18 protein-coding genes are annotated in these 21,542 nt (G+C 67.9%); 14 read left to right on the top strand and 4 right to left on the bottom strand.

Features of this window, described 5'->3' with window-relative positions:
* The first annotated feature begins 65 nt into the window (after positions 1-65).
* The 14 genes from hemW (at position 66) to metK (ending at position 16,278) form a co-directional block, all read left to right on the top strand.
* Positions 66-1,205, top strand: a complete 1,140-nt coding sequence (gene hemW / locus Q9Q40_03600) for a radical SAM family heme chaperone HemW (GenBank protein MDQ7006293.1) — start codon at positions 66-68, stop codon at positions 1,203-1,205.
* A 129-nt stretch (positions 1,206-1,334) separates the two neighbouring features.
* Entirely contained in the window at positions 1,335-2,480 is a 1,146-nt protein-coding gene (locus Q9Q40_03595) for an acyl-CoA dehydrogenase (protein MDQ7006292.1), read from the top strand.
* A gap of 37 nt (positions 2,481-2,517) precedes the next feature.
* Positions 2,518-3,282, top strand: coding sequence for a VOC family protein (locus Q9Q40_03590; protein MDQ7006291.1), 765 nt, complete (start codon positions 2,518-2,520; stop codon positions 3,280-3,282).
* On the top strand, positions 3,282-3,725 hold the full coding sequence (locus tag Q9Q40_03585) for an FHA domain-containing protein (protein MDQ7006290.1): 444 nt from the start codon (positions 3,282-3,284) through the stop codon (positions 3,723-3,725). Before Q9Q40_03590 ends, Q9Q40_03585 begins: the two co-directional genes overlap by 1 nt.
* Positions 3,726-3,810: 85 nt before the next feature.
* Complete coding sequence (locus Q9Q40_03580; protein ID MDQ7006289.1) at positions 3,811-5,700, top strand: DUF255 domain-containing protein; 1,890 nt, start codon at positions 3,811-3,813, stop codon at positions 5,698-5,700.
* Positions 5,697-6,569: an S-methyl-5'-thioadenosine phosphorylase gene (gene mtnP, locus Q9Q40_03575; protein MDQ7006288.1), complete on the top strand. Its 873-nt coding sequence runs from the start codon at positions 5,697-5,699 to the stop codon at positions 6,567-6,569. The genes Q9Q40_03580 and mtnP overlap by 4 nt, the downstream gene beginning before the upstream one ends.
* The gene (locus Q9Q40_03570) at positions 6,566-7,309 is read left to right on the top strand and encodes a hypothetical protein (GenBank protein MDQ7006287.1); all 744 of its coding nucleotides are present in this window, start codon (positions 6,566-6,568) and stop codon (positions 7,307-7,309) included. The genes mtnP and Q9Q40_03570 overlap by 4 nt, the downstream gene beginning before the upstream one ends.
* Before the next feature lie 111 nt (positions 7,310-7,420).
* The gene (gene ribH, locus Q9Q40_03565) at positions 7,421-7,888 is read left to right on the top strand and encodes a 6,7-dimethyl-8-ribityllumazine synthase (protein ID MDQ7006286.1); all 468 of its coding nucleotides are present in this window, start codon (positions 7,421-7,423) and stop codon (positions 7,886-7,888) included.
* A 27-nt stretch (positions 7,889-7,915) separates the two neighbouring features.
* Positions 7,916-8,356, top strand: coding sequence for a transcription antitermination factor NusB (nusB, locus tag Q9Q40_03560; protein MDQ7006285.1), 441 nt, complete (start codon positions 7,916-7,918; stop codon positions 8,354-8,356).
* On the top strand, positions 8,346-8,894 hold the full coding sequence (locus Q9Q40_03555) for an LptE family protein (GenBank protein ID MDQ7006284.1): 549 nt from the start codon (positions 8,346-8,348) through the stop codon (positions 8,892-8,894). Before nusB ends, Q9Q40_03555 begins: the two co-directional genes overlap by 11 nt.
* The gene (holA, locus tag Q9Q40_03550; protein ID MDQ7006283.1) at positions 8,894-9,919 is read left to right on the top strand and encodes a DNA polymerase III subunit delta; all 1,026 of its coding nucleotides are present in this window, start codon (positions 8,894-8,896) and stop codon (positions 9,917-9,919) included. Before Q9Q40_03555 ends, holA begins: the two co-directional genes overlap by 1 nt.
* Positions 9,920-9,973: 54 nt before the next feature.
* Positions 9,974-11,518: a glutamine-hydrolyzing GMP synthase gene (guaA, locus tag Q9Q40_03545; protein MDQ7006282.1), complete on the top strand. Its 1,545-nt coding sequence runs from the start codon at positions 9,974-9,976 to the stop codon at positions 11,516-11,518.
* Between the two features lie 40 nt (positions 11,519-11,558).
* Positions 11,559-15,017 carry a DNA polymerase III subunit alpha gene (gene dnaE, locus Q9Q40_03540; GenBank protein MDQ7006281.1) on the top strand — a complete coding sequence of 1,153 codons (3,459 nt, stop codon included), beginning with the start codon at positions 11,559-11,561 and terminating at the stop codon, positions 15,015-15,017.
* 130 nt (positions 15,018-15,147) lie between these two features.
* Positions 15,148-16,278, top strand: a complete 1,131-nt coding sequence (gene metK, locus Q9Q40_03535) for a methionine adenosyltransferase (protein MDQ7006280.1) — start codon at positions 15,148-15,150, stop codon at positions 16,276-16,278.
* Between the two features lie 62 nt (positions 16,279-16,340).
* Here metK and Q9Q40_03530 read toward each other — a convergent pair whose 3' ends face one another.
* The 4 genes from Q9Q40_03530 to Q9Q40_03515 all read right to left on the bottom strand — a co-directional run bounded on the left by Q9Q40_03530 (position 16,341) and on the right by Q9Q40_03515 (position 21,410).
* Positions 16,341-18,746, bottom strand: coding sequence for an LptF/LptG family permease (locus tag Q9Q40_03530; protein MDQ7006279.1), 2,406 nt, complete (start codon positions 18,744-18,746; stop codon positions 16,341-16,343).
* Positions 18,747-19,027: 281 nt separating this feature from the next.
* A complete protein-coding gene (locus tag Q9Q40_03525; protein MDQ7006278.1) occupies positions 19,028-19,894 on the bottom strand; it encodes a ParB/RepB/Spo0J family partition protein in 867 nt (288 codons plus the stop codon).
* A complete protein-coding gene (locus Q9Q40_03520; GenBank protein ID MDQ7006277.1) occupies positions 19,887-20,642 on the bottom strand; it encodes a ParA family protein in 756 nt (251 codons plus the stop codon). Before Q9Q40_03520 ends, Q9Q40_03525 begins: the two co-directional genes overlap by 8 nt.
* A 282-nt stretch (positions 20,643-20,924) precedes the next feature.
* Entirely contained in the window at positions 20,925-21,410 is a 486-nt protein-coding gene (locus Q9Q40_03515; GenBank protein ID MDQ7006276.1) for a bifunctional nuclease family protein, read from the bottom strand.
* Between the last annotated feature and the right edge of the window lie 132 nt (positions 21,411-21,542).

Below are 21,542 nucleotides of genomic sequence, written 5' to 3'. Positions count from 1 at the left end.
TATAGAAGCCCGCTCGACGGAGGATCCAGCGCCGTTCGCGCCACGGTCTGGGCTATGCTGCGCCGATGAGTGCCTCCGACCCCATCGGCGTCTACATTCACGTTCCTTTCTGCGCCTACCGCTGCGCCTACTGTGATTTCGCCGTGGTCACCGGCCAGCTCGCCCGGGCGGGGGAGTACCTCGCCGCCGTGCAGAGAGAAATCGAGGCCTTTCGGCGGCACTGGGGCCCCCAGTCGGTGGAAACGCTGTATTTCGGCGGTGGCACGCCCTCCCGACTCGATCCCGACGCGGTGGCCCGCCTGCTGGAAGCCGTCGCCGGCCTGGGCAATCTCGAGGCGGATGCCGAAATCAGCCTCGAGGCGAACCCGGATGACCTGACCCCCGAGCGCCTGGCGGGGCTGCGCCGGGCGGGCGTCACGCGGCTGACGGTGGGATTGCAGGCGGTGGACGATCAGCGTCTCGAGGACATCGGCCGGCCCCTGCCCGGGAAACTGGGCCTGGTGGCCCTGGCCCGCAGCCTGGAGGCGGGCTTCGCCTCGGTGGGCGCGGATCTGATCTTCGGCACCCCGGGGCAAGCCACCGCGCCCTGGATGGCCGAGTTGGAAGCGGTCCTCCAGGTCGGCCCGCCCCACATCTCGGCCTACGCTCTCGAGACCACCTCCCGCACCCGCCTGGTGCGGGCCGTCGAGCGGGGCGAGTTGCCCGCGCCGGATCCGGACCACGCCGCCACGCTCTACGAGATGACCTGCCAACGACTCGGGCAGGCGGGCCTCGAGCGCTACGAGATCTCCAATTTCGCCCGCCCCGGCCATCGATCGCGTCACAACCGGCTCTACTGGCGCGACCGCCCCTTCGTCGGCTTCGGCCCCTCGGCCGCCTCGTACTTCGCCCGGCGACGCTGGACCAATCCACGCCGGCTCTCCGAATACCTGCGAACCGCGGGCGAGTCGCCCCCCGGGGCCGCCGTCGCCCCTTGCCCTGCCGACCGGCTGGCCGGGGAAGCCCTGGTCTTCGGCCTGAGGCTCGCCGAGGGCGTCGATTTCGAGACCGTCAGCCGACACTACGGAGAGGTGGATCTGGCCCCGCGCCGCCGCGTGCTCGACCGGGCCGTGGCCACGGGACTGGTGGCCCGCCAGGGAAGCCGCTACCGGCTTACCGGGCGGGGCGTTCTGTTGGCCGACGAGGTCTTCGTCGACCTTCTCTGACCCGCGCCCGCCGCCGGGGGAGGGAGGGAGGCCGACCATGCGCTATGATCGCAGGGCCCCTGGCGCCCGCCCTCCTGTCACCGGACGTTCGGGGTCCCCATCCGCCCAGCCACTCCAGGAGAAGCAGCCGTGGATTTCTTGCTCAACGACGACCAGGAGATGATGCGTCAGGCCGCCGCCGATTTCGCCAGGCGGGAGATCGAACCCCATATCCGCCAGTGGGACGACCAGGCCGAGTTTCCGCGGGAGGTCTTCCGCAAGGCGGGGGAACTGGGCTTTCTCGGCGTGCTCGTTCCCGAGGGCTATTCGGGCGCCGGCCTCGGCTACGTGGAGTACGTGACGATCGTCGAGGAGATCAGCAAGGTGGACCCGGCCATCGGCCTTTCCGTCGCCGCCCACAACAGCCTCTGCACCGGCCACATCCTGCAGTACGGCTCGGAAGCGCAGAAACAGAAATACCTCCCCAAACTGGCCACCGGCGAGTGGATCGGGGCCTGGGGCCTGACCGAGCCCACCGCCGGCTCCGACGCCGGGGGCACCCGCACCACGGCGGTGCGCGACGGTGACGATTGGGTGCTCAACGGCTCCAAGACCTTCACCACCCATGGCGGAGTGGGCGAGGTGGCGGTGCTCTTCGCGGTCACCGATCCGGACAAGGGCCACGACGGCATATCCGCCTTCATCGTCGAGGCCGACAACCCCGGCTACTCGGTGGGCAAGCACGAGGACAAGCTGGGCATGCGCGCCTCGGACACCTGCGAGGTGGTGTTGCAGAACTGCCGCGTGCCGGCCGACGCGATGATCGGCGAGGCCGGCAGCGGATTTCGCGCGGCGATGGGCGTCCTCGACGGGGGCCGGATCTCCATCGCGGCCCTGGCCCTGGGAACCGCGGCGGGAGCCTACGAGCACGCCTTGGCCTACGCCCGCGAGCGCGAGCAGTTCGGCCGCAAGATCGGCACCTTCCAGAGCATCGGCAACATGCTGGCCGACATGGCCACCGAAGTGGACGCTGCACGGCTGCTGACCTACCGCGCGGCCTCGCTCAAGGACCAGGGGCGAAAGACCACCCGCGAGTCGGCCATGGCCAAACTCTACGCCTCCGAGACCGCGGTCCGCGTGGCCAACGACGCGATCCAGGTCTTCGGGGGCTACGGCTACGTCAAGGACTACCCGGTAGAGAAGTTCTACCGGGACGCCAAGCTCTGCACCATCGGCGAGGGCACCTCGGAGATCCAGCGGCTGGTGATCGCCCGGCAGATCCTCGGGCGCCTCTGAGCGAGCAGGCCGGCGAATCCAGGGTGAGGAGAGAGTCGTGAAGGGAAGAGTGCTGGGCGTCGCCCATCTCGGTGTCGCGGTCAAGGACCCGCGACAGCGGCTCGGGCTGTGGGCCGACCTGCTCGGCCTGCCCCTCGAACGCAGTGAAGCGGTGGCCTCCGAGGGCGTGCGCACCTGGTTCCTCGACGCCGCCGGAGTGCACGTGGAGCTTCTCGAACCCCTGGACGAAAAGGGGGCCCTCGCGCGCCATCTCGAGCGGAGGGGCGAGGGCCTGCATCACCTCTGCCTGGCCACCGACGACCTGGAAGCCCTGCTCGCCCGCCTGGCCGCCGCGGGTCTCGAGCCCTTGCCGCCGGGCATCCGGGAAGGAGCCGGGGGGTGCCGCGTGGCCTTCCTGCACCCCCGGGACACGGGCGGTGTGCTGCTGGAACTGAGCGAAAAACCTCGACTGGAAGGGAAAAAGCACGAAGAGGGGGAGGATCCCTTCGGCACCGGCACCCTGGTGGTGGCCTACCTGCGGGAGCCCCGGGAACGGGTGGTAGGGGTGATCCGCTCGAAAAGCGCCGACGGACTGGCCATCGAAGGCCTGGACCTGGATGCCTGGGAAGACTGGGTCAACCAGTGGGCCCGGGGAGAGAAGGGCCCCCTGGCACCCTCCCTGCAATTCTTCCCGGCCTCCCGTATCGATAAGTTACTGGCCGACCGGGACACCGCGGACCTACCGTCTCTACAGCGCCGCTTCGAAGAGCGGACCCACCGGCGGCTGGCCGAAGGCCTGCCGGGAGTGCGGGAGCGCGAGTAATGGCCGACAAGCCGGACAAGCCCGCAAAAGGGGCCGAGAACATCGGCGGGAAGACCGTCGCCCTGCCGACCCGCAAACTCCTCGACTCCCTGGCGGCTCCCCAGGCCGCGGGGGACGATCTCGGTCGCATCCCCCTGCCCGCGGGATGGGAAATCTCCCTCGACGTGTTGGAGGGCCCCCAGAAAGGGATGTCCTTCCCGGTGACGCGCTCGCGGGTGCTGATCGGCCGAGCCGCGGATATCACCCTGGACGACCCCCGGGTTTCGCGACGCCACGCCAGCCTGGAGGTCTACGGCTCGGCCTGCGTGCTGCTCAAGGATCTCGACTCCACCAACGGTACCTTCGTCAACGGTCGCCGGGTCCAGAGCGTCGAACTGCAGGACGGCGACGAGATCCGGGTCGGCGGCAGCCTGCTCAGCGTCACCATCGGCGCGCCTCCCTAGCGGTCCGCTGCGGGTCTTCGGGCCTGGTCTCGGGCATAATCCGGGATCGTCGGCACCCCCCGGGTGCCCGCCAAGGAGAACCCAGATGCCCGCGTTGCGTTCCCCCGGCCGAGTCTTCGGCAGCCTGCTGATCCTCCTCTCCCTGCTCCTGCCGTCCCCTGGAATCCTCGCAGCCCAGGCCCCTCCACCGGCGGCGGCACAGGCCGCCGGCCTGTGGAAACCTTTCGGGCCGGCCGCCTTCCGCCGGGCCCAGGGGACGGATCGGCTGATCCTGCTGGTGCTCGAAGTCCCGTGGAGCGAGTACTCCACTCGGGCCCGCAACGAGGTCTGGAACCAGCCCGAGGTGGTCGAGGCGATTCGGGAACGCTACGTGGCCATCCGCGAACGGGCGGACATCCGCCCCGATCTGACCCGGCGCTACCCGGCGGAGGGCTGGCCGGCGGTCAGTATCCTGCTCCCCGACGGCACGCCCCTGCGCATGCTCTCCGAAGAGACCGGGCAGCCTCGCCGGGTCACCTCCGGCTTCCGCCCGGCGGCTTCCATGGCCCGCCTGCTGACCGTGGCCTCCGATTTCTACCGCGCCCGGCGGAGCGACGCGATCCGCATGTCCAGGGAAGGGGAGACCCAGATTCGCGAGTCCTCTCCGCCCACCGCCGGCAAGGTGGGCGAATCCCTGACCTGGGCGCTGGTGAGCCGGATGGAGTCCACCTTCGACAAGGAACATCGCTACTTCGGCGGCCCGCCGCGCATCCCCCGTTTCGACCTGATCGAACTGCTGCTCACCGCCGGCGTCGAGCGGCGCAAGGAATCGACCCGGGTCATGGGCAGCGCGGCGATAAACACCCTCGCGACCCACCTGGTCGACGCCGAACGGGGAGGGCTCTACCGCATGGCCCTCGGGCTGGAGTGGGAGCGTCCCCAGAAAGAGAAGCTCCTCGATCGCAACGCCCGCTGGCTGGACCTGCTCACCCTGCGCTTCCGCATCAGCGGCAAACGCTCCGACCGGGACGCCGCCCTCTCCCAGGCGCGCTGGATCCTCGAGCACCTGGACAACGGGGACGGGTCGCTGGCCGCCGCCGTCTGCGCGAGTTGCCCGGACGGCATCGATCGAACGGTACTGACCGGGGACCAGGCCCAGGCGAGTGCCGCGCTGATCCGCTGTGGAGCGGCCACCGGCGACACCGCGATCCTCGAACGCGGCCTGGCCGGCGCGCGTTTCCTCAGAGAACACCGCTACAAGCCCGGCCGGGGCATGCCTCGTGCGGTGGTCGACGGTACGGGCCAGCCCCCGGGGAACCTGGTCCTCGAAGACCTGGCCGAAAGCGCGTGGGCCTTCATCGAGGCCTACCAGGTCACCGGCGACAAGGCGTGGCTCGAGACCGCCCGGGACCTGGCGCGCACGACCCTGGCCAACCTGCGCGATCCGGCCACCGGCGCCCTGCGGGACGTGGTGCCCGCCCCCAGCGGGCCGATGCCCCTGCGGCGGGCGGTCTACCCCCAGAAGGCCAATGCCCGCATGGTGCGCGTCCTGGTGCGACTGCACTACCTCGGCCAGGGCGAACGTCTCTGGCGCAAGGCCGCCCAGGAGATCCTCAAGGCCTTCGGCGGTTCCTACGACCGGGTGGGGCTGTTCATTCCGGCCTACGCCCTGGCGCTCTACGAGTTCCACTTCTCTCCCGAAATGGCGGTCGTGGTGGCCAGGAAGGACCAGGAGGAAGGCGCGGCGCTGCGCCGGGCCGCCATGGGATCCGCCTTCCCCTTCACCCTGGTCAAGACCATGGACCCCGCCACCGAGCCGAAAGCCATCGTGGCGGCGGGGTTCTCGATCCAGGCGCGGCCGGGCCTCTTCCCCTTCTACGACGGGCTGGGGGGCCGCCGCATCGAGGTTCCCGGAGGCGTCCGGGCGGCGCTGCACGATCTGCGCGAGAAGAGGCTCGAACAGAAAGCCCGGGCCGAGCGGGCCGGCAAGCCATGAGCGGCACAGGAGCGCGTCTCGGGATCCTGGGCGGAAGCGGCCTCTACCACATGAAGGCCCTGACCGAAGCCCGCACGATCGAGGTGGAAACCCCCTTCGGTTCACCGAGTGACGCGATCGTGGTGGGCCGTCTCGAGGGAGTGGAGGTGGCCTTCCTGGCCCGCCACGGCCGGGGCCATCGACTGCTGCCGACGGAGATCAACTACCGGGCCAACATCTACGCCATGAAGTCTCTGGGCGTGGAATGGCTGGTCGCCGCGTCCGCGGTGGGATCGCTCCACGAGGCGATCCATCCCCTCGACGTGGTGATTCCCGACCAGTTCATCGACCGGACCCGGCACCGTTGCGACACCTTCTTCGGCGAGGGGATCGTCGCCCACGTCTCCCTGGCCGACCCCTTCTGCGCCGACCTGGCCCGGCACCTGGCCGGGGCGGCACGCGCGGCGGGAGCCCGGGTCCACCCGGGCGGCACCTACCTGTGCATGGAAGGTCCCCAGTTCTCCACCCGGGCCGAGTCGGAGGTCTACCGCGGATGGGGGGCGCAGGTGATCGGCATGACGAACCTGCAGGAAGCGCGGCTGGCCCGGGAGGCCGAACTCTGTTTCGCCACCCTGGCCCTGGTCACCGACTACGACTGCTGGAAGACCGACGAGGCTCCCGTATCGGTGGAAGTGGTGATCGAACGCCTGCAGCGCAATGCCGCCCTGGCCGAGCGCACCCTGTCGGCTCTGGCCGGCGTCCTGGGCCAGGCCCCCCGGCAGTGCGGCTGCGGGCACGCCCTCGACAGCGCCATCATCACCGCTCCCGCTTCGATCCCCGCCGCCGCCCGCGAACGCCTGGGCCTGATCGTCGAGCGCGTGCTGGGGTGAACGGGACACTCGGCACCTGGCTGGGTCGGCCGGTCCTCTGGCTGCCGGCGGGGGCGGCGGCCGCCGCCGCGCTCCCCTTCGGGCTCGGGGGCGGCGGCTGGCTGACCCCCCTGGCCGCCGGCTCCCTGGCCTTCGCCTACCTCCGCGGCCATCACCGGGACCCGCGGGGCCGGGTCATCGCCCACCTGCTGGCCTGGGCCGTCACCCTGTCGGCCGTGCTGATCGCGCTGACGATCCGCGATCCGGCGGCGGCCGGCCGGCTGATCCCCCATGGGGAGGCCTACTGGGCGGAGATGGCCCCTTACGTGGCCACCGGCATGGGCAAGGAAGCGCTGCCCGAACTCTTCGTTCCCGAGCACGTCCTGCACCTGCTGGGATTCGTCGTGCTGGCCCTGGCCACCGCCGGACTGGGAGCGCTGATTCTCGGCGCCTACCTGACGGGTTACATGTCGTTCTATGTCGGTCAGCTTGCCGTCCACGCCTCGCACCCCTGGCTCGCCGCGACCCTCGGCTGGCACCCCTGGGCCGTACTGCGGGTGGTCGCGTTCGTGATGCTGGGAGTGAGCCTGGCACGGGTGCTGCTCGAACGGCCCCGCCCCCTGGCCTGGTGGAACGGCGAGCGCCGGCTGCTGCTCGCCGCGGCCGGATTGTGGCTCTTCGACCTGCTGCTCAAGACCCTGCTGGCCCCGGGGTGGGCCCGCGTTCTGCGGGAGGTCGCAGGCGTCAGCCTGGAAGGCTGAGCGGGCCCGGCGCATCCCCGCTGGAGCGTGCTATGCTCGCGCGGCGGCGAAGGGCGGCCGAAGGGCGGCCCGGGCGCCGCGGCATCACCATCCCCCAAAAAGGACTCCGCCATGCGCCAGCTCGCCGGAAGACTCGACGCCACGGGACTGACCTTCGGCATCGTGCTTTCCCGATTCAACAGCCGGATCACGGACCTGTTGCTCTCCGGGGCCGTCGACGGCCTCCTCCGCCACGGCGCCGAGGAGAGCGCCATCACCGTTGTCCGGGTTCCAGGCGCCTTCGAAATGCCAACGGCCCTCCGGGCCCTGGCGGGCGGCAAGAACCCGCCGGACGCCTTGCTGGCCCTCGGTGCCCTGGTGCGCGGACAGACGCCCCACTTCGACTACCTGGCCGGTACGGTGACTCGCGCCCTCGAGCGCCTCGCCGCGGAATGCGGCAGGCCGGTGGCCAATGGCCTGCTGACCTGCGACAGCTTCGAGCAGGCCCTCGATCGCGCAGGAGGCAAGGTGGGCAACAAGGGCTTCGAGGCCGCCACCTCGGCCATCGAAATGGCCCGCCTGCTGCGGGACCTGAAATAACCCGAAGAAAGAGGGGAACGCGCCGCCATGGGAGCTCGACACGAGGGCCGGGAAGCCGCCCTGAGGATGCTCTACCAGGCCGACCTTTCCGGTGACCCCACCGAAGCGGTGATACGGGCCTACCTGGAAGGCGAACTCTCCGACACCCCGCCGGGAGGCCCCTCCCGACGCTTCGCCGAGCATCTTTTCCGGGGGGTGCGTCGCCGGCGCGACGAGCTCGACGGCCTGATCCGCCAGGGCTCCGCCCACTGGCGGATCGAACGCATGGCGGCGGTGGATCGCAACGTCATCCGCCTGGCCCTCTTCGAACTGCTCGACGAAGCCGAGACCCCCGCGGCGGTGATTCTCGACGAGGCGGTGGAGCTGGCCAAGCTCTACGGCGGCGAGGAATCGGGGGCCTTCGTCAACGGGGTCCTCGACGGTATCCGGCGCCGCCTCGAGACCGGAGAGATCAAGCGTGGTGCGTAGTCCTCTCACCATCCGCCCGAGCCGGCTCGTCACCGGACTCTGCCTGGCTCTGGCGGCCGTGGGGTGCGGCTACCATCTGGCGGGGCGCTCCACGGGAGCGTCGTTCATTCCCCCGACCGTGAAGACCCTGGGCATACCCACCTTCGCCAACACGACCGACCGTCCGGAGATCGAACAGCGGATCACCGAAGCGCTGGTCGACGAGTTCCTCCGACGCAGCCGGCTCGAGGCGGTACCCGATGCCCGGGGAGCCGACGTGCTGCTCGAGGGAGAGATCTCCTCGTTCAAGACCGACCCGGTGACCTTCACCGAAAGCGGTCGCTTCGACCGCGTCGAGGTGACCATCACGGCCCGGGTGCGACTGGTGCAGACCTCGCCGGAGAAGGTGCTCTGGAGCCAGAACCACTTCGTCTTCCGCGAACAGTACGACGTGCCCGAAACCCCCCTCACCGAGTTCGACCGGGAGATCGTCGCCATCGAAGAAATCTCCCGTGGATTCGCGCGTTCGGTGACCACGTCGATTCTCGAGGGATTCTGATGGCCCGTCCCCCCGCCGCGCTGCTGCGCGCCCTGGAGAAGGAACCCTGGCCGTCGGTGATCCTGGTGGCCGGGGAAGACGGTGCCGCCCGGCAGGCGGCGATTCACTTGATCGAACAGCATCTTCCGGACGAAACCCCGGCCATCGACCGCTTCGAAGACGAGCCCCTGGCCCGGGTCCTGGACACCGCCCGGACCGCCCCGCTGCTCGGCGGCAGGCGCCTGGTGGTGGTGCGCCTCAAACCGGGGCTGCTCGATGGTGAAGAAGGGCGCCAGACGCTGCTCGACTATCTCGACTCCCCGGCCGAGCACGCCGTCCTGGTGCTGGACTCCCCGAAGATCGACAAACGGCTCAAATGGGTCAAGGTCGTGGCCAAGCGGGGCCTGGTCGTGGAATGTTCCAAGCCCCGTGAGCGCGAGATGCCGGGCTGGATCGAGGGGGAGGCCCGGGAAGTGGGAGTGCGGCTACGAGGCGACGCGATCCAGCTCCTCGCCGACTGTGCCGGCACCGACACCGGCCTGGCCCGCCGCGAGCTGGAGAAGATCGCCCTGGTGGCCACACCCGGCGACCCGCCCCTCGGCGCGGCCGAAATCGAGCCCCTGCTCTCGCCGGGGCGGACCGCCGGCGCCTTCGCGCTGGAAGACGCCCTGCTGGCCGGCCGCTGCCAGGCCGCGCTGACCTGCCTGCACCGCCACCTCGAGGGCAGCTCGGCGGTGGCGCCGCTGGCGCTCCTCGCCCGGCTCGCCGGCATCTGCCGACGCCTGGCCGTGGCCGCGGAGGTCCGGGCCCGTGGGGGCGGGGAGGGGGAGGTCCAGGCCGCCCTCGGTTGCCACCCCTTCGTGGCCAGGAAATACAGCCAGGCGGTCGACCGCCGTTCCATCGACGCGGACCGGGCCCTGGCGGCCTGCGTGGCGGCCGACGGACGGCTCAAGTCGGGTGGCGCGGCGGCGACGGCCCTCGAGGCGGTGGTGCTCGCGACCTGTTCGCCACCGGGCGGCCTCGTCACTCGGGCCCGGAGAAGCTGAGACCCGAGCCCGGGATCCACGGTAGACTTGCCCGCGGTGTGGAGGAGCCATCCCTTGAGCCAGACCCACGAGACGATCGTCATCGTCGATTTCGGCAGCCAGGTCACCCAACTCATCGCCCGCCGCGTGCGGGAAGCGGGGGTCTACGCGGAGATCGTCTCTCCGGCAAAGGCCGCCGCGCGCATCGACGAGGCGCAGGTCCGAGGCCTGATCCTCTCCGGGGGGCCATCGTCGGTCTACGACGAACAGGCTCCCGACCTGCCCGACGCGGTCTTCGCCGCCTCCTGCCCGATTCTCGGCATCTGCTATGGCATGCAGCTGCTGGTTCATCGCACGGGAGGCCGGGTGGAAAGCGCCGCCCAGCGCGAGTTCGGCCGTGCGGAACTGGAAGTCTGCGAAAACTCTTCACTGCTCGAGGGCTGGCCGGAAACATCCGTGGTGTGGATGAGTCACGGCGACAGCATCGTCGAGCTGCCGGCGGGCATGCGGGTGATCGCACGCACCGACAGCGCGCCCTACGCGGTGGTCGAAGACCGCGCCCGCCGGCGCTGGGGCGTGCAGTTTCATCCGGAGGTGCGGCACACCCTTTTCGGCGGCGAGCTGCTGCGCAACTTCGCACTCGGGATTTGCGGTTGTCGGGGTGACTGGTCGATGGCGGCCTACGAGCAGGAGGCCATCGACGAGATCCGCGCCACCGTCGGGCCCGACGAGAAGGTCGTCTGCGCCCTGTCCGGCGGTGTCGATTCCTCGGTGATGGCCTTGCTGATCCACAAGGCCATCGGCGAACGACTGGTGGCGGTCTTCGTCGACAACGGCCTGTTGCGCAAGGACGAAGCCGAGCAGGTGGTGCACACTTTCCGCGACCGCTATCACCTCCCCGTGGAAGCCGTCGATGCCCGTGCTCGCTTCCTCGGCACCCTGGAGGGGGTCACCGACCCCGAGGAGAAGCGCCGGCGCATCGGTCACACCTTCATCGATGTCTTCGACGAAGTGGCGAGCCGCATCGACGCCCGCTACCTGGCCCAGGGTACGATCTACCCCGATCGCATCGAGTCGGCCTCCACGGGAGGACCGTCCGCGACGATCAAGACCCACCACAACGTCGGCGGCCTGCCCGAGCGCATGAAACTCTCCCTGATCGAACCCCTGCGCTGGCTGTTCAAGGACGAGGTTCGCCGACTCGGCGAGCAACTCGGCCTGGATCCGGCCTTCGTCCGGCGCCACCCCTTCCCGGGCCCCGGCCTGGCGGTGCGCATTCTCGGCGAGATCACGGCCGGCCAGATCGCCATCCTCCAAGAAGCCGACGCCATCTTCCGCGAAGAGCTGGAAACCTCGGGCTGGATGCAAAAGACCTCCCAGGCCTTCGCCGTCCTGCTGCCGGTGAAAACCGTCGGCGTGATGGGCGACGGCCGGACCTACGAGCAGGTCGTCGCCCTGCGATCGGTGGACACCGACGATTTCATGACCGCCGACTGGTCGCGCCTGCCCCACGATTTCCTCGCCCGGGTCGCCGCCCGCATCGTCGGTGAGGTGCGGGGCGTCAACCGGGTGGTCTACGACATCACTTCCAAGCCCCCGGGAACCATCGAATGGCTCTGAGCGGGCCCCTGACCCGGACTCTGTTTCCGCGGGGAACACCATGAGCAGTCGCCCCTTCGTCCACCTCCACAACCACACCGAGTTCAGCCTCCTCGATGGCGCCCAGAAGATTCCGGAGATGATCCGGCGGGCCAAGACCCTGGGCATGTCCGCCGTGGCCATGACCGACCATGGCAACCTGTTCGGGGCGGTGCGCTTCTACAAGGAAGCCCGCAAGGAGCAATTGCGGCCGATCCTCGGCTGCGAGGTCTACGTCGCCCCCCGCAGCCGCTTCGACAAGCATCCCGGCCAGGGACGGGGCAAGCCCTACTACCACCTGGTGCTGCTGGCGAAAAACCGCCAGGGGTTTCGCAACCTGGTCAAGCTCACCAGCCTCGGTTACCTCGAAGGCTTCTACTATCGGCCGCGCGTCGACAAGGAACTGCTCCGTCGTCACGGCGAGGGCTTGATCGCCCTGACCGCCTGCCTGGCGGGCGAGGTGCCCAGCCTGCTGCGTCACGACGATATCGAGGCCGCCCGCCAGACCGTCCACGAGTTCCAGGAGATCTTCGGTGAAGACAACCTCTTCCTGGAAATGCAGGATCACGGCATCGAAGAGCAACAAAAGGTCAACCGCGGCCTGGTCGAGCTTTCACGGGAAACCGGTGTCCCCCTGGTGGTGACCAACGACTGCCACTTTCTCGAGCGCGACGATCACGGGGCCCACGACGTGTTGATCTGTATCGGCACGGGCAAGAAGCGCAGCGAAGAAAGCCGGATGGTCTATGCCGCCGACCACTACTTCAAATCCACCGACGAGATGGCCGAACGCTTCGCCGACTTTCCCGAAGCGCTGGCCAACACCGCGGCGATCGCCGAGCGCTGCGAAGTGGAACTGGAGCTGGGCAAGCTGCATCTTCCGCGCTACCCGGTGCCCCGGGGGGAGACCCTCGACTCGGCCTTCGTCCGGCAGACGCGCGAAGGCTTCGCCCGGCGACGGAAGAAATGGGAAGCCCGGGCCGCCGAGGGCCGGCTGCGACACAGCCTCGAAGACTACGAGCAACGCCTCGAGCGGGAGATCGCGACGATCCTCGAAATGGGCTATGCCGGCTACTTCCTGATTACCGGCGACTTCATCCAGCACGCACGCCGCCAGGGCATTCCCGTGGGCCCCGGCCGTGGATCGGCGGCAGGTTCGCTGGTGGCCTATTGCCTCGAGATCACCGATATCGATCCGCTGGAGTACGACCTGCTCTTCGAGCGTTTTCTCAATCCCGAGCGCGTCTCGATGCCGGATATCGACATCGACTTCTGTTTCCGGCGCCGCGCGGAGGTGATCGACTACGTCACCGAGAAGTACGGCCGGGAAAACGTGGCGCAGATCATCACTTTCGGAACAATGGCCGCCCGCGCCGCGATCCGCGACGCGGGCCGGGTGCTCGACATCCCTTATGGCGAAGTGGATCGCATCGCCAAGCTGGTGCCCGACGAGTTGGGTACACGCCTGGCCAGCGCCATCAGCGACGTTCCAGCCCTGGCCAAGCTCTACCGTGAAGACCCGGTCATCCGCGAGCTGCTCGACATCGCCCAGCGGCTCGAGGGCCTCTCACGCCACGCCAGTACCCACGCCGCCGGCGTCGTGATCACACCGGAACCGGTGGTCGAATACGCACCGCTGTTTCGCTCGAACAAGGACGAAATCACCACCCAGTGGGCCAAGGACGAGGTGGAAGCCGCCGGCCTGCTGAAGATGGACTTCCTCGGCCTCAAAACCCTGACCCTGATCACCGACACCCTCGATTCGATTCGTGCTTCCGGACGGCAGCCGCCGGACCTGGACGCACTGGAGCTGGACGACCCGGCCACCTACGAATTGTTCCGTGCCGGTGACACCACCGGCGTGTTCCAGTTCGAATCGTCGGGCATGCGGGACATTCTCCGGCGGCTGGGACCGGAAAAATTCGAAGACCTGATCGCGCTCAACGCGCTCTACCGGCCGGGCCCCCTGGGCTCGGGAATGATCGAAGATTTCATCAAACGCCGGCACGGCAAGGTGGAGGTGAGCTACCCGCATCCGTTGACCGAAGAAATCCTCTCCGAGACCTACGGGGTGATCGTCTATCAGGAACAAGTGATGCAGATCGCCTCCAAGCTGGCAGGCTACACCCTGGGCGGCGCCGACCTGCTGCGCCGCGCGATGGGCAAGAAGAAGAAGGCGGAGATGGACCGCCAGCGCGAACTCTTCGTCGCCGGCGCCGCCGAACGAGGCATCTCTTCCGGCGACGCCAACAGCATCTTCGACCTGATGGCCCACTTCGCCGGTTACGGCTTCAACAAGTCCCATTCGGCGGCCTACGCGCTGGTCGCCTACCGCACGGCCTATCTCAAGGCGCATTTCCGCGTGCATTTCATGGCCGCGCTGCTGACGTCGGAAAAGGACCACACCGACAAGCTGGTGCAGTACGTCAACGACTGCCGGGACATGGGCCTCGAAATCCTCGGCCCCTCGGTCAACACCTCCGGACGCTACTTCGAAGTGGAAGGCGAGGCGATCCGCTTCGGCCTGGCCGCGGTCAAGGGCATCGGCGAAGGGGCCGTCGACGCGATCCTGGCCGCCCGGGAGCGGGTGGGACGGTTCGAGAGCCTGGACCAGTTCTGCAGCGAGGTCGACCGCCGGGCGCTCAACCGCAAGGTTCTCGAAGCCCTGGTCAAGGCCGGCAGTTTCGACGAATTCGGCGAGCGGGCACGGCTCTTCGCCGCCATCGAAGGCGCCCTCGAACGAGGCGCGCGGATGGCCGAGGACCGTTCCCGCGGCCAGGCCGCCCTCTTCGGAGGCGACAGCGGCGCGCAGCCCGAGGCGCCGCCCCTTCCGGAAGTCGCCCCCTGGAGCGACCGTGAACGCCTCGCCGGCGAGAAGGAAGCTCTCGGTTTCTTTCTCTCTGGCCATCCCCTCGATGCCCATCGCGAGCGCATGCGGGAGGTGACGAGCCACGACATTCGAAGCCTGGTGGAGGGCCCGGTGCGCATCGGCGGATTGATCACGGCCCTGCGTCGCCGCCGGACGCGGGCGGGGGAATGGATGGCCGTCTTCACCCTCGAAGACACCACCGGACACGTGGGCTGCGTCGTCTTTCCGAAGCTCTACAAGGAGATCGGTGAACGGCTCGAGGAAGAACAGGCGGTCGTCGTCAAGGGACGCTTCGACAACGCCGACGGAGACAGTCGCGTCTTCGTCGAGAACCTGGTGCCCCTCGAACAGGCCCCTGCCGTACGCATCGAAGGCCTGACCCTCCGCATCGACCCGGAGCGCGCCGACAAGGCCCTGCTCGAGAAACTCGCCTTCCTGATGGCTTCCCGGCCGGGACCGGCTCCCGTGTACTTCGAGCTGATCCGCCCGGGGGAGTACAAGGTCGTGCTGGAAGTCGACGAGCAGCGCCGGGTCGCGGCAGGCCGTGAACTGCTGGCGGAACTCGCCGAGGTCCTCGGCCCGTCCGCCGTGCGCATGGGCCGGCCGACATGAGAGGGGCGATTGCCGCTGGCCCGGTGGACGGGTAAGCTGTCCTGCTTCGACCCCGGTCGCTTGGCGTCCTGCCTGAAGGAGGGGAGGGGACCGACCCGGGGGGTCACCTCACGTGGAGGGAAGACAAAACATGGATCGTCAACTGTTCACTTCGGAATCGGTGACCGAAGGCCATCCGGACAAGGTCGCCGACCAGATCTCCGACGCCGTTCTCGACTCGGCTCTGCGGCTGGACCCCGCTTCACGGGTAGCCTGCGAGACCCTGGTCACCACCGGGCTGTGCCTGATCGCCGGCGAGATCACCACCAGCCAACTGATCGACTTTCAGGCCGTCGCCCGGCAGACCATCGAGCGCATCGGTTATATCGATCCGGAATACGCCTTCGACGCGACTTCCTGCGCCGTGCTGGTCAGCATCGACGAGCAGTCCGGTGACATTGCGATGGGAGTCGACCGGGATGGCGCCGGCGACCAGGGGATGATGTTCGGTTACGCCTGCAAAGAGACCGACGAATTGATGCCGCTGCCCATCACCCTGGCTCATCGCCTCTGCCGGCGCCTGGCCGAGGCTCGCCGACAAGGCGCGCTGAGTTTCCTGCGCCCCGATGGCAAGGCCCAGGTCACGGTCGAGTACGAGGGCGATCGCCCGGTGGCCGTGCCCACCGTCGTCGTCAGCACCCAGCACGATCCCGAGGTCAGCACCGAGGACATCGAACAGGGGGTGATCGAAGAGGTGATCCGCAAGGTGATCCCCGCCGATCTGCTGGCCCGGGACGCGACCTTCCATGTCAATCCCACCGGACGCTTCGTCATCGGTGGTCCCCATGGAGACGCCGGTCTGACCGGACGCAAGATCATCGTCGACACCTACGGCGGCATGGGCCACCACGGGGGCGGAGCCTTCTCGGGCAAGGACCCGACCAAGGTGGATCGCTCGGCCTCCTACATGGCCCGCTGCGTTGCCAAGAACCTCGTCGCCGCGGGCCTGGCCGACCGCGCCGAAGTGCAACTGGCCTATGCCATCGGGGTGGCCGACCCGGTCTCCGTGCGGGTCCATACCTTCGGCACCGGCAAGCTGCCCGAATCCGCCCTGGTGCAGATGGTGCGCGAGGTCTTCCCGCTGACGCCCAAGGGCATCATCGAATACCTCGACCTGCGCCGACCGGTCTATCAGCCCACGGCGGCCTACGGACACTTCGGGCGGAGCGAGTTCTCCTGGGAGCAGACCCGCGAGGTCGACACGCTCAAGGCGAAACTCTAGCCGCGAGGATCCGCGCTCTCGCGGAGTCCACCGCGCCCCGCTCCGGCGGGGCGCGGCTCTTTTCAGCGCGCCCGGGCCAGCAGCACGGAACCCGTCGCGAACAGGATGGCGGGAGCGGCCCAGACGGCCACCGCCGGCGAGAGCAGCCCCTCACGTCCCAGCGACGTGGTCACCGCCAGCAGGGCCCAAAACCCGAAGGCGATCAGCAGCGCCAGGCCGAAGCCGAAGAGGGACCCTCTCCGCGAGGATCCCCCTACGACCAGGGGAATGCCCACCAACACCAGCAAGGGCGGCAGAAGCGGGTTGATCAACTTGCGGTGCAGGCCAACCAGCAGCGCCGCCGCCGGATAACCGGCCCGGGAAACCCGCCGGAGGTGGGTCATCAACTCGCGGAAGGTCATCTGATCGGCCAGGTTCTTGTCGAAAAGAAGTCGCCCCCGGGTCGCGCCAAACAGGGCCGGCCGTTCCGCCAACGGCAGATCCAGGGCCTCGAAACTCTCGAAGCGAGGCCGATCGGCTCCGCCGAAACGTCGCCGCCAGCCCTCCGCGAAAGTCCAGCGACCGTCCTCGTAGCGGGCCGTCCTGGCCTCCACCCGTTCGAGCACTCGGGCCCGATCCAGGTCCACCTGCAGGTATCCCGGAGCGGCCAGCGTTTCGCGGCCCCCATCCCAATCGAGATAGATCCAGAAATGCCCCGGCTCGCCCGCCACCCAACGGCGCCCCGTGCTGACGGCCTCCACCCGTGTACGGCCCTTGATGCGGTCCAGGGAGCGCTGGGCCTCCCGCTCGGCGGCGGGCACCACCGACTCCTGGGCAGCCGCATAGACGAGGGAGAGCAGCAGCGTGACGATCAGCAACGGCCACGAGATCCTCGCCGGGCCGATTCCACAGGACTTGAGGGCCATCACCTCGCCGCCGCGGGCCAGGGCCGCCAGCGAGATCATCACCCCGAAAAGGGCGGCCACCGGGAAGAGAAACTGGAGCTGGCCAGGAAGCGAAAATCCAACGAAATAAAAGACATCGGCCCATGGGAAGCGCGTGGCGGCCGGATCGACGCTGTCGATGGCCTGCTTGAGGCCCACCGCAAGCACCAGGGCCACCAGCACGCCGAGAGAGATCCCCAACATGCGCAGGTGTCCGGACGCCAGGTAGGTATCCAGCCGCGTCAGGCCTCCCCATCGATCCTGTTGCACCCACCGCGGGCCGCGGCGCCGCTCCTGCCCGCCGGCCCCCCACCGCCGGCGCAGAAGTCCCCCGACGGCGGCCGGCAGGCGGGCAAGCAGGCCCGCGCCCTCTCCTCGCTCCCGCAGGAGGGCCAGCCAGAGCGTGACGCCCCAGGCCAGGATCACCAGGTGGGCCAGCCACGAGCCCGCCCAGGGGGGCAGGGTCCCTTGCTCGGAAAGACCGTCACCGATGGAAAAAAGCAACCAAAAGGCGAAAATAATACCCATCGCCTGGGCAAATCCGGCAAAACGCCCGCCGCGCCGGGTTCGCGCCGCCAGGGGAAAAGCCGCGAAGACCAGCACCAGCACCGCAGCAGGGTAGGCCCACCGGTGGGACAGCTCGATCACCGCCTTACGCAGCTTGACCTTGGCGGCTATCCGGCTGCCCTCGCTGGGAGCCGTCGCCACCTCGCGGACCCGCCGGGCCACGCTTCGATAGAGATCGAGCCCCACCAGTTCTTTCTGACCGGAAACCTTGCCCAGGCGCCGGCGGGCCAGGAAGCGTGGGTCCGGCGGGAAGTTGAGCGTCTCGTGGGGGGTGCGCACCACCGTGTAGGTCTCCGGACGGGCCGGGTCGACCACGTGCCATTCCACGTCATCGAGGCGCAGCGAGACCTGCCCGGTGTCGCGGTCGAAATCACCCTGGCCGCGGCGGGCCAGGATCAGGTCGGTCGTGCCCCGCTGGCTGCCTTCGCGATAGAGCAGAACACCCTCGAAGACTCGCCCTTCCGTGGAGGATCGCGAACGCGAGGCGAATAGTACGGCCCCGGGCAGACGGTCGAAAAACACTCCAGGATCGACTTCCCGGGAAAAATCCCGGGCGCGCAGGATCTCCTGAAACAGCGCCCGCTCCTTGAGCCGGCCCATGGGATGCAGGTAATGGGAGACCCCCAGATCCAGCACGGTCAACAGCATGGCCGCCAGGATCACGGGCCGGAACAGTCGGCCCACCGATACGCCCACGGAACGCAGGGCGACGATCTCATGCTGGCCGGCCAGGCGGCCGATGCCCACCAGAACCCCGAGCAGAGCGCCCATGGGAATCGTCAGGGTCAGGAACCCGGGCAGTCGAGCCAGGAGAAATCCGAGAACCAGCTGAACCGGCACAGCCTTTTCGATGGTCTGCTGGGCGAGCAGGAAGAGGTAGTTGAGAAGCAGAACGAAGGTGAAGCCGACAACGGCGAGAAAGAACGGGGAACGAATTTCCCGCAGCACGTAGCCGTCGAGTCGATTCCAGATCTTCATGGGCGCTGAATCATGGGAAGCTGGCTCTGCCTCGGGCTGGAAAGCTCGAAGAATCGATCTCCGCATTCTCGCGGCCAAGCCCGCTTTTTAGCCCGGACAGCCGCCGGGCGTCAAGACAGGGGCCGAAAAAGAGCAAAAAAGGGCGGGCAGCCCTCACAAACATCCGCACACACAACCGCGAAAACAGCGGAATGGGCATGAACGCCAGTCCCGACGCAATGTCCGATAAGGCGTATTATGTAAAGTAGCAGGGGCAAACCCCGCCGAGGGGGGCGCACCTCTCAGTCGCGCCCGTCCTCCTCGGCCACCTGTCGGCGAAGATCCTTCACGATCTCCTCCAGGGTCACGAGAAGCTCCCGGGGCTCGACAACCTCCCGCTCGAAGCGAAGACTCAGGCTGAAGTCCCGACCCGGGGGCTTATACCGAAAAACGTAGGGCCGAACCCGGGAGCCTTCGGACTTTCCCTCGCCACCGCCCCCGCGACGCTTCCGCTCGCGGACCTCGTCCCGCGTCAGGCTCTCGCTGGCCACCGCCGCCACCAGGGAGAGCATATCCTCCTCCGTGGGCTGGCGAACAATCTCCATCAGCGTGCTTTTCGTGCGGATGTCGGCGCGCCGACATGCCTCCTGGACCGCCGGGGGCATCCGATTCAAGCTCAAGAGCTCAGTGATGCTCGTACGGGAACGCCCCAATTTGCGCGCTATCTGTTCGTGGGTGTAGGAAAAATCCTCCACGAGCCGGGCAATCGCCTCGGCTTCTTCGAAAGGCGTCAGGTCCCGCCTCTGCAAGTTCTCGATCAGGGAAATCTCCAGGCACCCCCGATCATCCACATCCACCTCGATACAGGGGACGTTGGCCAGGCCCACCCGGCGCGCCGCGTGGTATCGCCGCTCCCCCGCGATGATCTCGAAGGTGCCGTCTTCCCGGGGCCGCACGAGAATCGGCTCAAGGATCCCCTTTTCCCGCACGGATTCAGCCAACTCCTCGATGCCGGCCAACTCCCGGCGAGGCTGGGTCGGATTAGGCCGAATCAAATCGATCTCTACCATGCGCCCCACCGCCGCGGGGCGTGCGGCGGTGATATGGTCCACGAAATGGGCGTCAGCCCGCATTCTCGCGGACGGCGGCAGTCCCCTTCCCTTAGACACGATTGAGTACCTCCTCCGACAGGCTGTAATAGTCGGCAGCTCCCCGGGAGGCAGGCGCGAAGGAGAAGATCGGCTCCCGGTAGGCCGGAGACTCCTCCAGTCGAACATTCTTTCCAATCCGCGTCCGGAACACCTTGTCCCCGAACACTTCGTTGATCTGCTTATCGATGTCACGGGCGAGAATCGTACGCTTGTCGTGAATGGTTACCACCACACCCAGGAACTGGAGGCCGGGGTTGGCTCTCAGGCGAATCCTCTCATACGTCTCCAGAAGGTCGTCGGTGCCTTCCAGGGCGAAGTACGAGGACTGGATCGGAACCAACAGGTGGGTCGCGGCCACCATGGCGTTGACCGTCAGCATGCCCAGGGTCGGGGGCGTGTCGATGATCACGAAATCGAATCCTTCCTTCGCGGCCTCGAGCTTGTCTTTCAGGCGGAAATGAGCGTCGAGCTGGCCCGCCAGCGCGGGCTCCACCTTGGCCAGCGCCAGCCTCGCCGGCGCCACCTTGAGATTCTCCACGTTGCACTCCTGGACCACGTCGGCAAGCCTCACCTCCGGATCCACCAGGACGTCGTACATGGACTTGGCGGCGGTCTGGATATCCACGTAGGAAAGAGAGGCATTGGCCTGAGGGTCAAGGTCAACGAGGATGGTGCGGTGCCCCTTCTGCGCCAGGGCGGCGGCCAGGTTGATGGCGGTGGTGGTCTTCCCCACGCCCCCCTTCTGATTGGCGATGGCAATGATCATCTGGACCCCATTCGGCGGGCTCATGGCCCGCGTGAACACTGGCTTGGACGAAAACGGTGCCGGGCGCGACCAGACGGATGCGAAGCGCCCCGGCCACTGCTCGCAACATGCTAGGGAACGCAAAGGTAGAAATCAACGCCCGTGGAACGCGAATCCATCACCGGGGCCGGAAAGAGCGGAAAAGGCGGGGTTTTCCCTGGCACGAAAGCGATATACCAACGAAAGCGAAAGTCGGCGGCAGAAAAAGAGCAGCCGAAAAAGCCGCACCTCCTGCTCTCCACTTCAGATTTCGTACTTGCCGAGTTCGCTTTGCCCCAGGCCCTGCAACCACTCCCGGATCCGCTTGGAGTCCCGGTGCCCCTGGGTCAAGTCGATGTTCTGCGCGGCTTCGATCACTTCCTGGCGAGCGTAGATCGGAGCCCCGCAGCGCAGGGCCAGCGCGATGGCGTCGGAGGGGCGGGCGTCGATCTCCCGGATCTCTCCCCCGCACTCCACTTCCAGCACGGCGTAGAAGATGTTGTCCTGAAGATCGGTCACCGTCACCTTGCGCAAACGGCCACCCAGTTCCCGCAGCAGGCTCTGCAGCAGGTCATGGGTCATCGGCCGTGGCGTCTTGACCTTTTCGAGTTCGGTCGCGATGGCGTTCGCCTCGAAGACGGCCACCCAGATCGGAAGCTTGGCATCGGTCCGGGGATCCCGGAGAACCAAGAGCGGCATAGTGGTGATGGGATCGATCATCAATCCCTGAATCCGCATTTCAACCGCCATCGAGGGATCCTCCGGCTACCGACTTTCGGGCGATCCGCCCTCCCGGGCCCCCCCTCACGGAGAGCCCCGGAGTTGCCGTTCCCGCCTTCGCCAGGCGGAGAAAACCAGCATCGAACACCTGCAGGAACAATA

It is taken from the genome of Acidobacteriota bacterium, assembly GCA_030949985.1.
GTDB lineage: Bacteria > Acidobacteriota > Polarisedimenticolia > J045 > J045 > JALTMS01.
The sequence above is the reverse complement of the archived record's forward strand: the minus strand, read 5'-3'. Positions and strand labels throughout refer to the sequence as shown.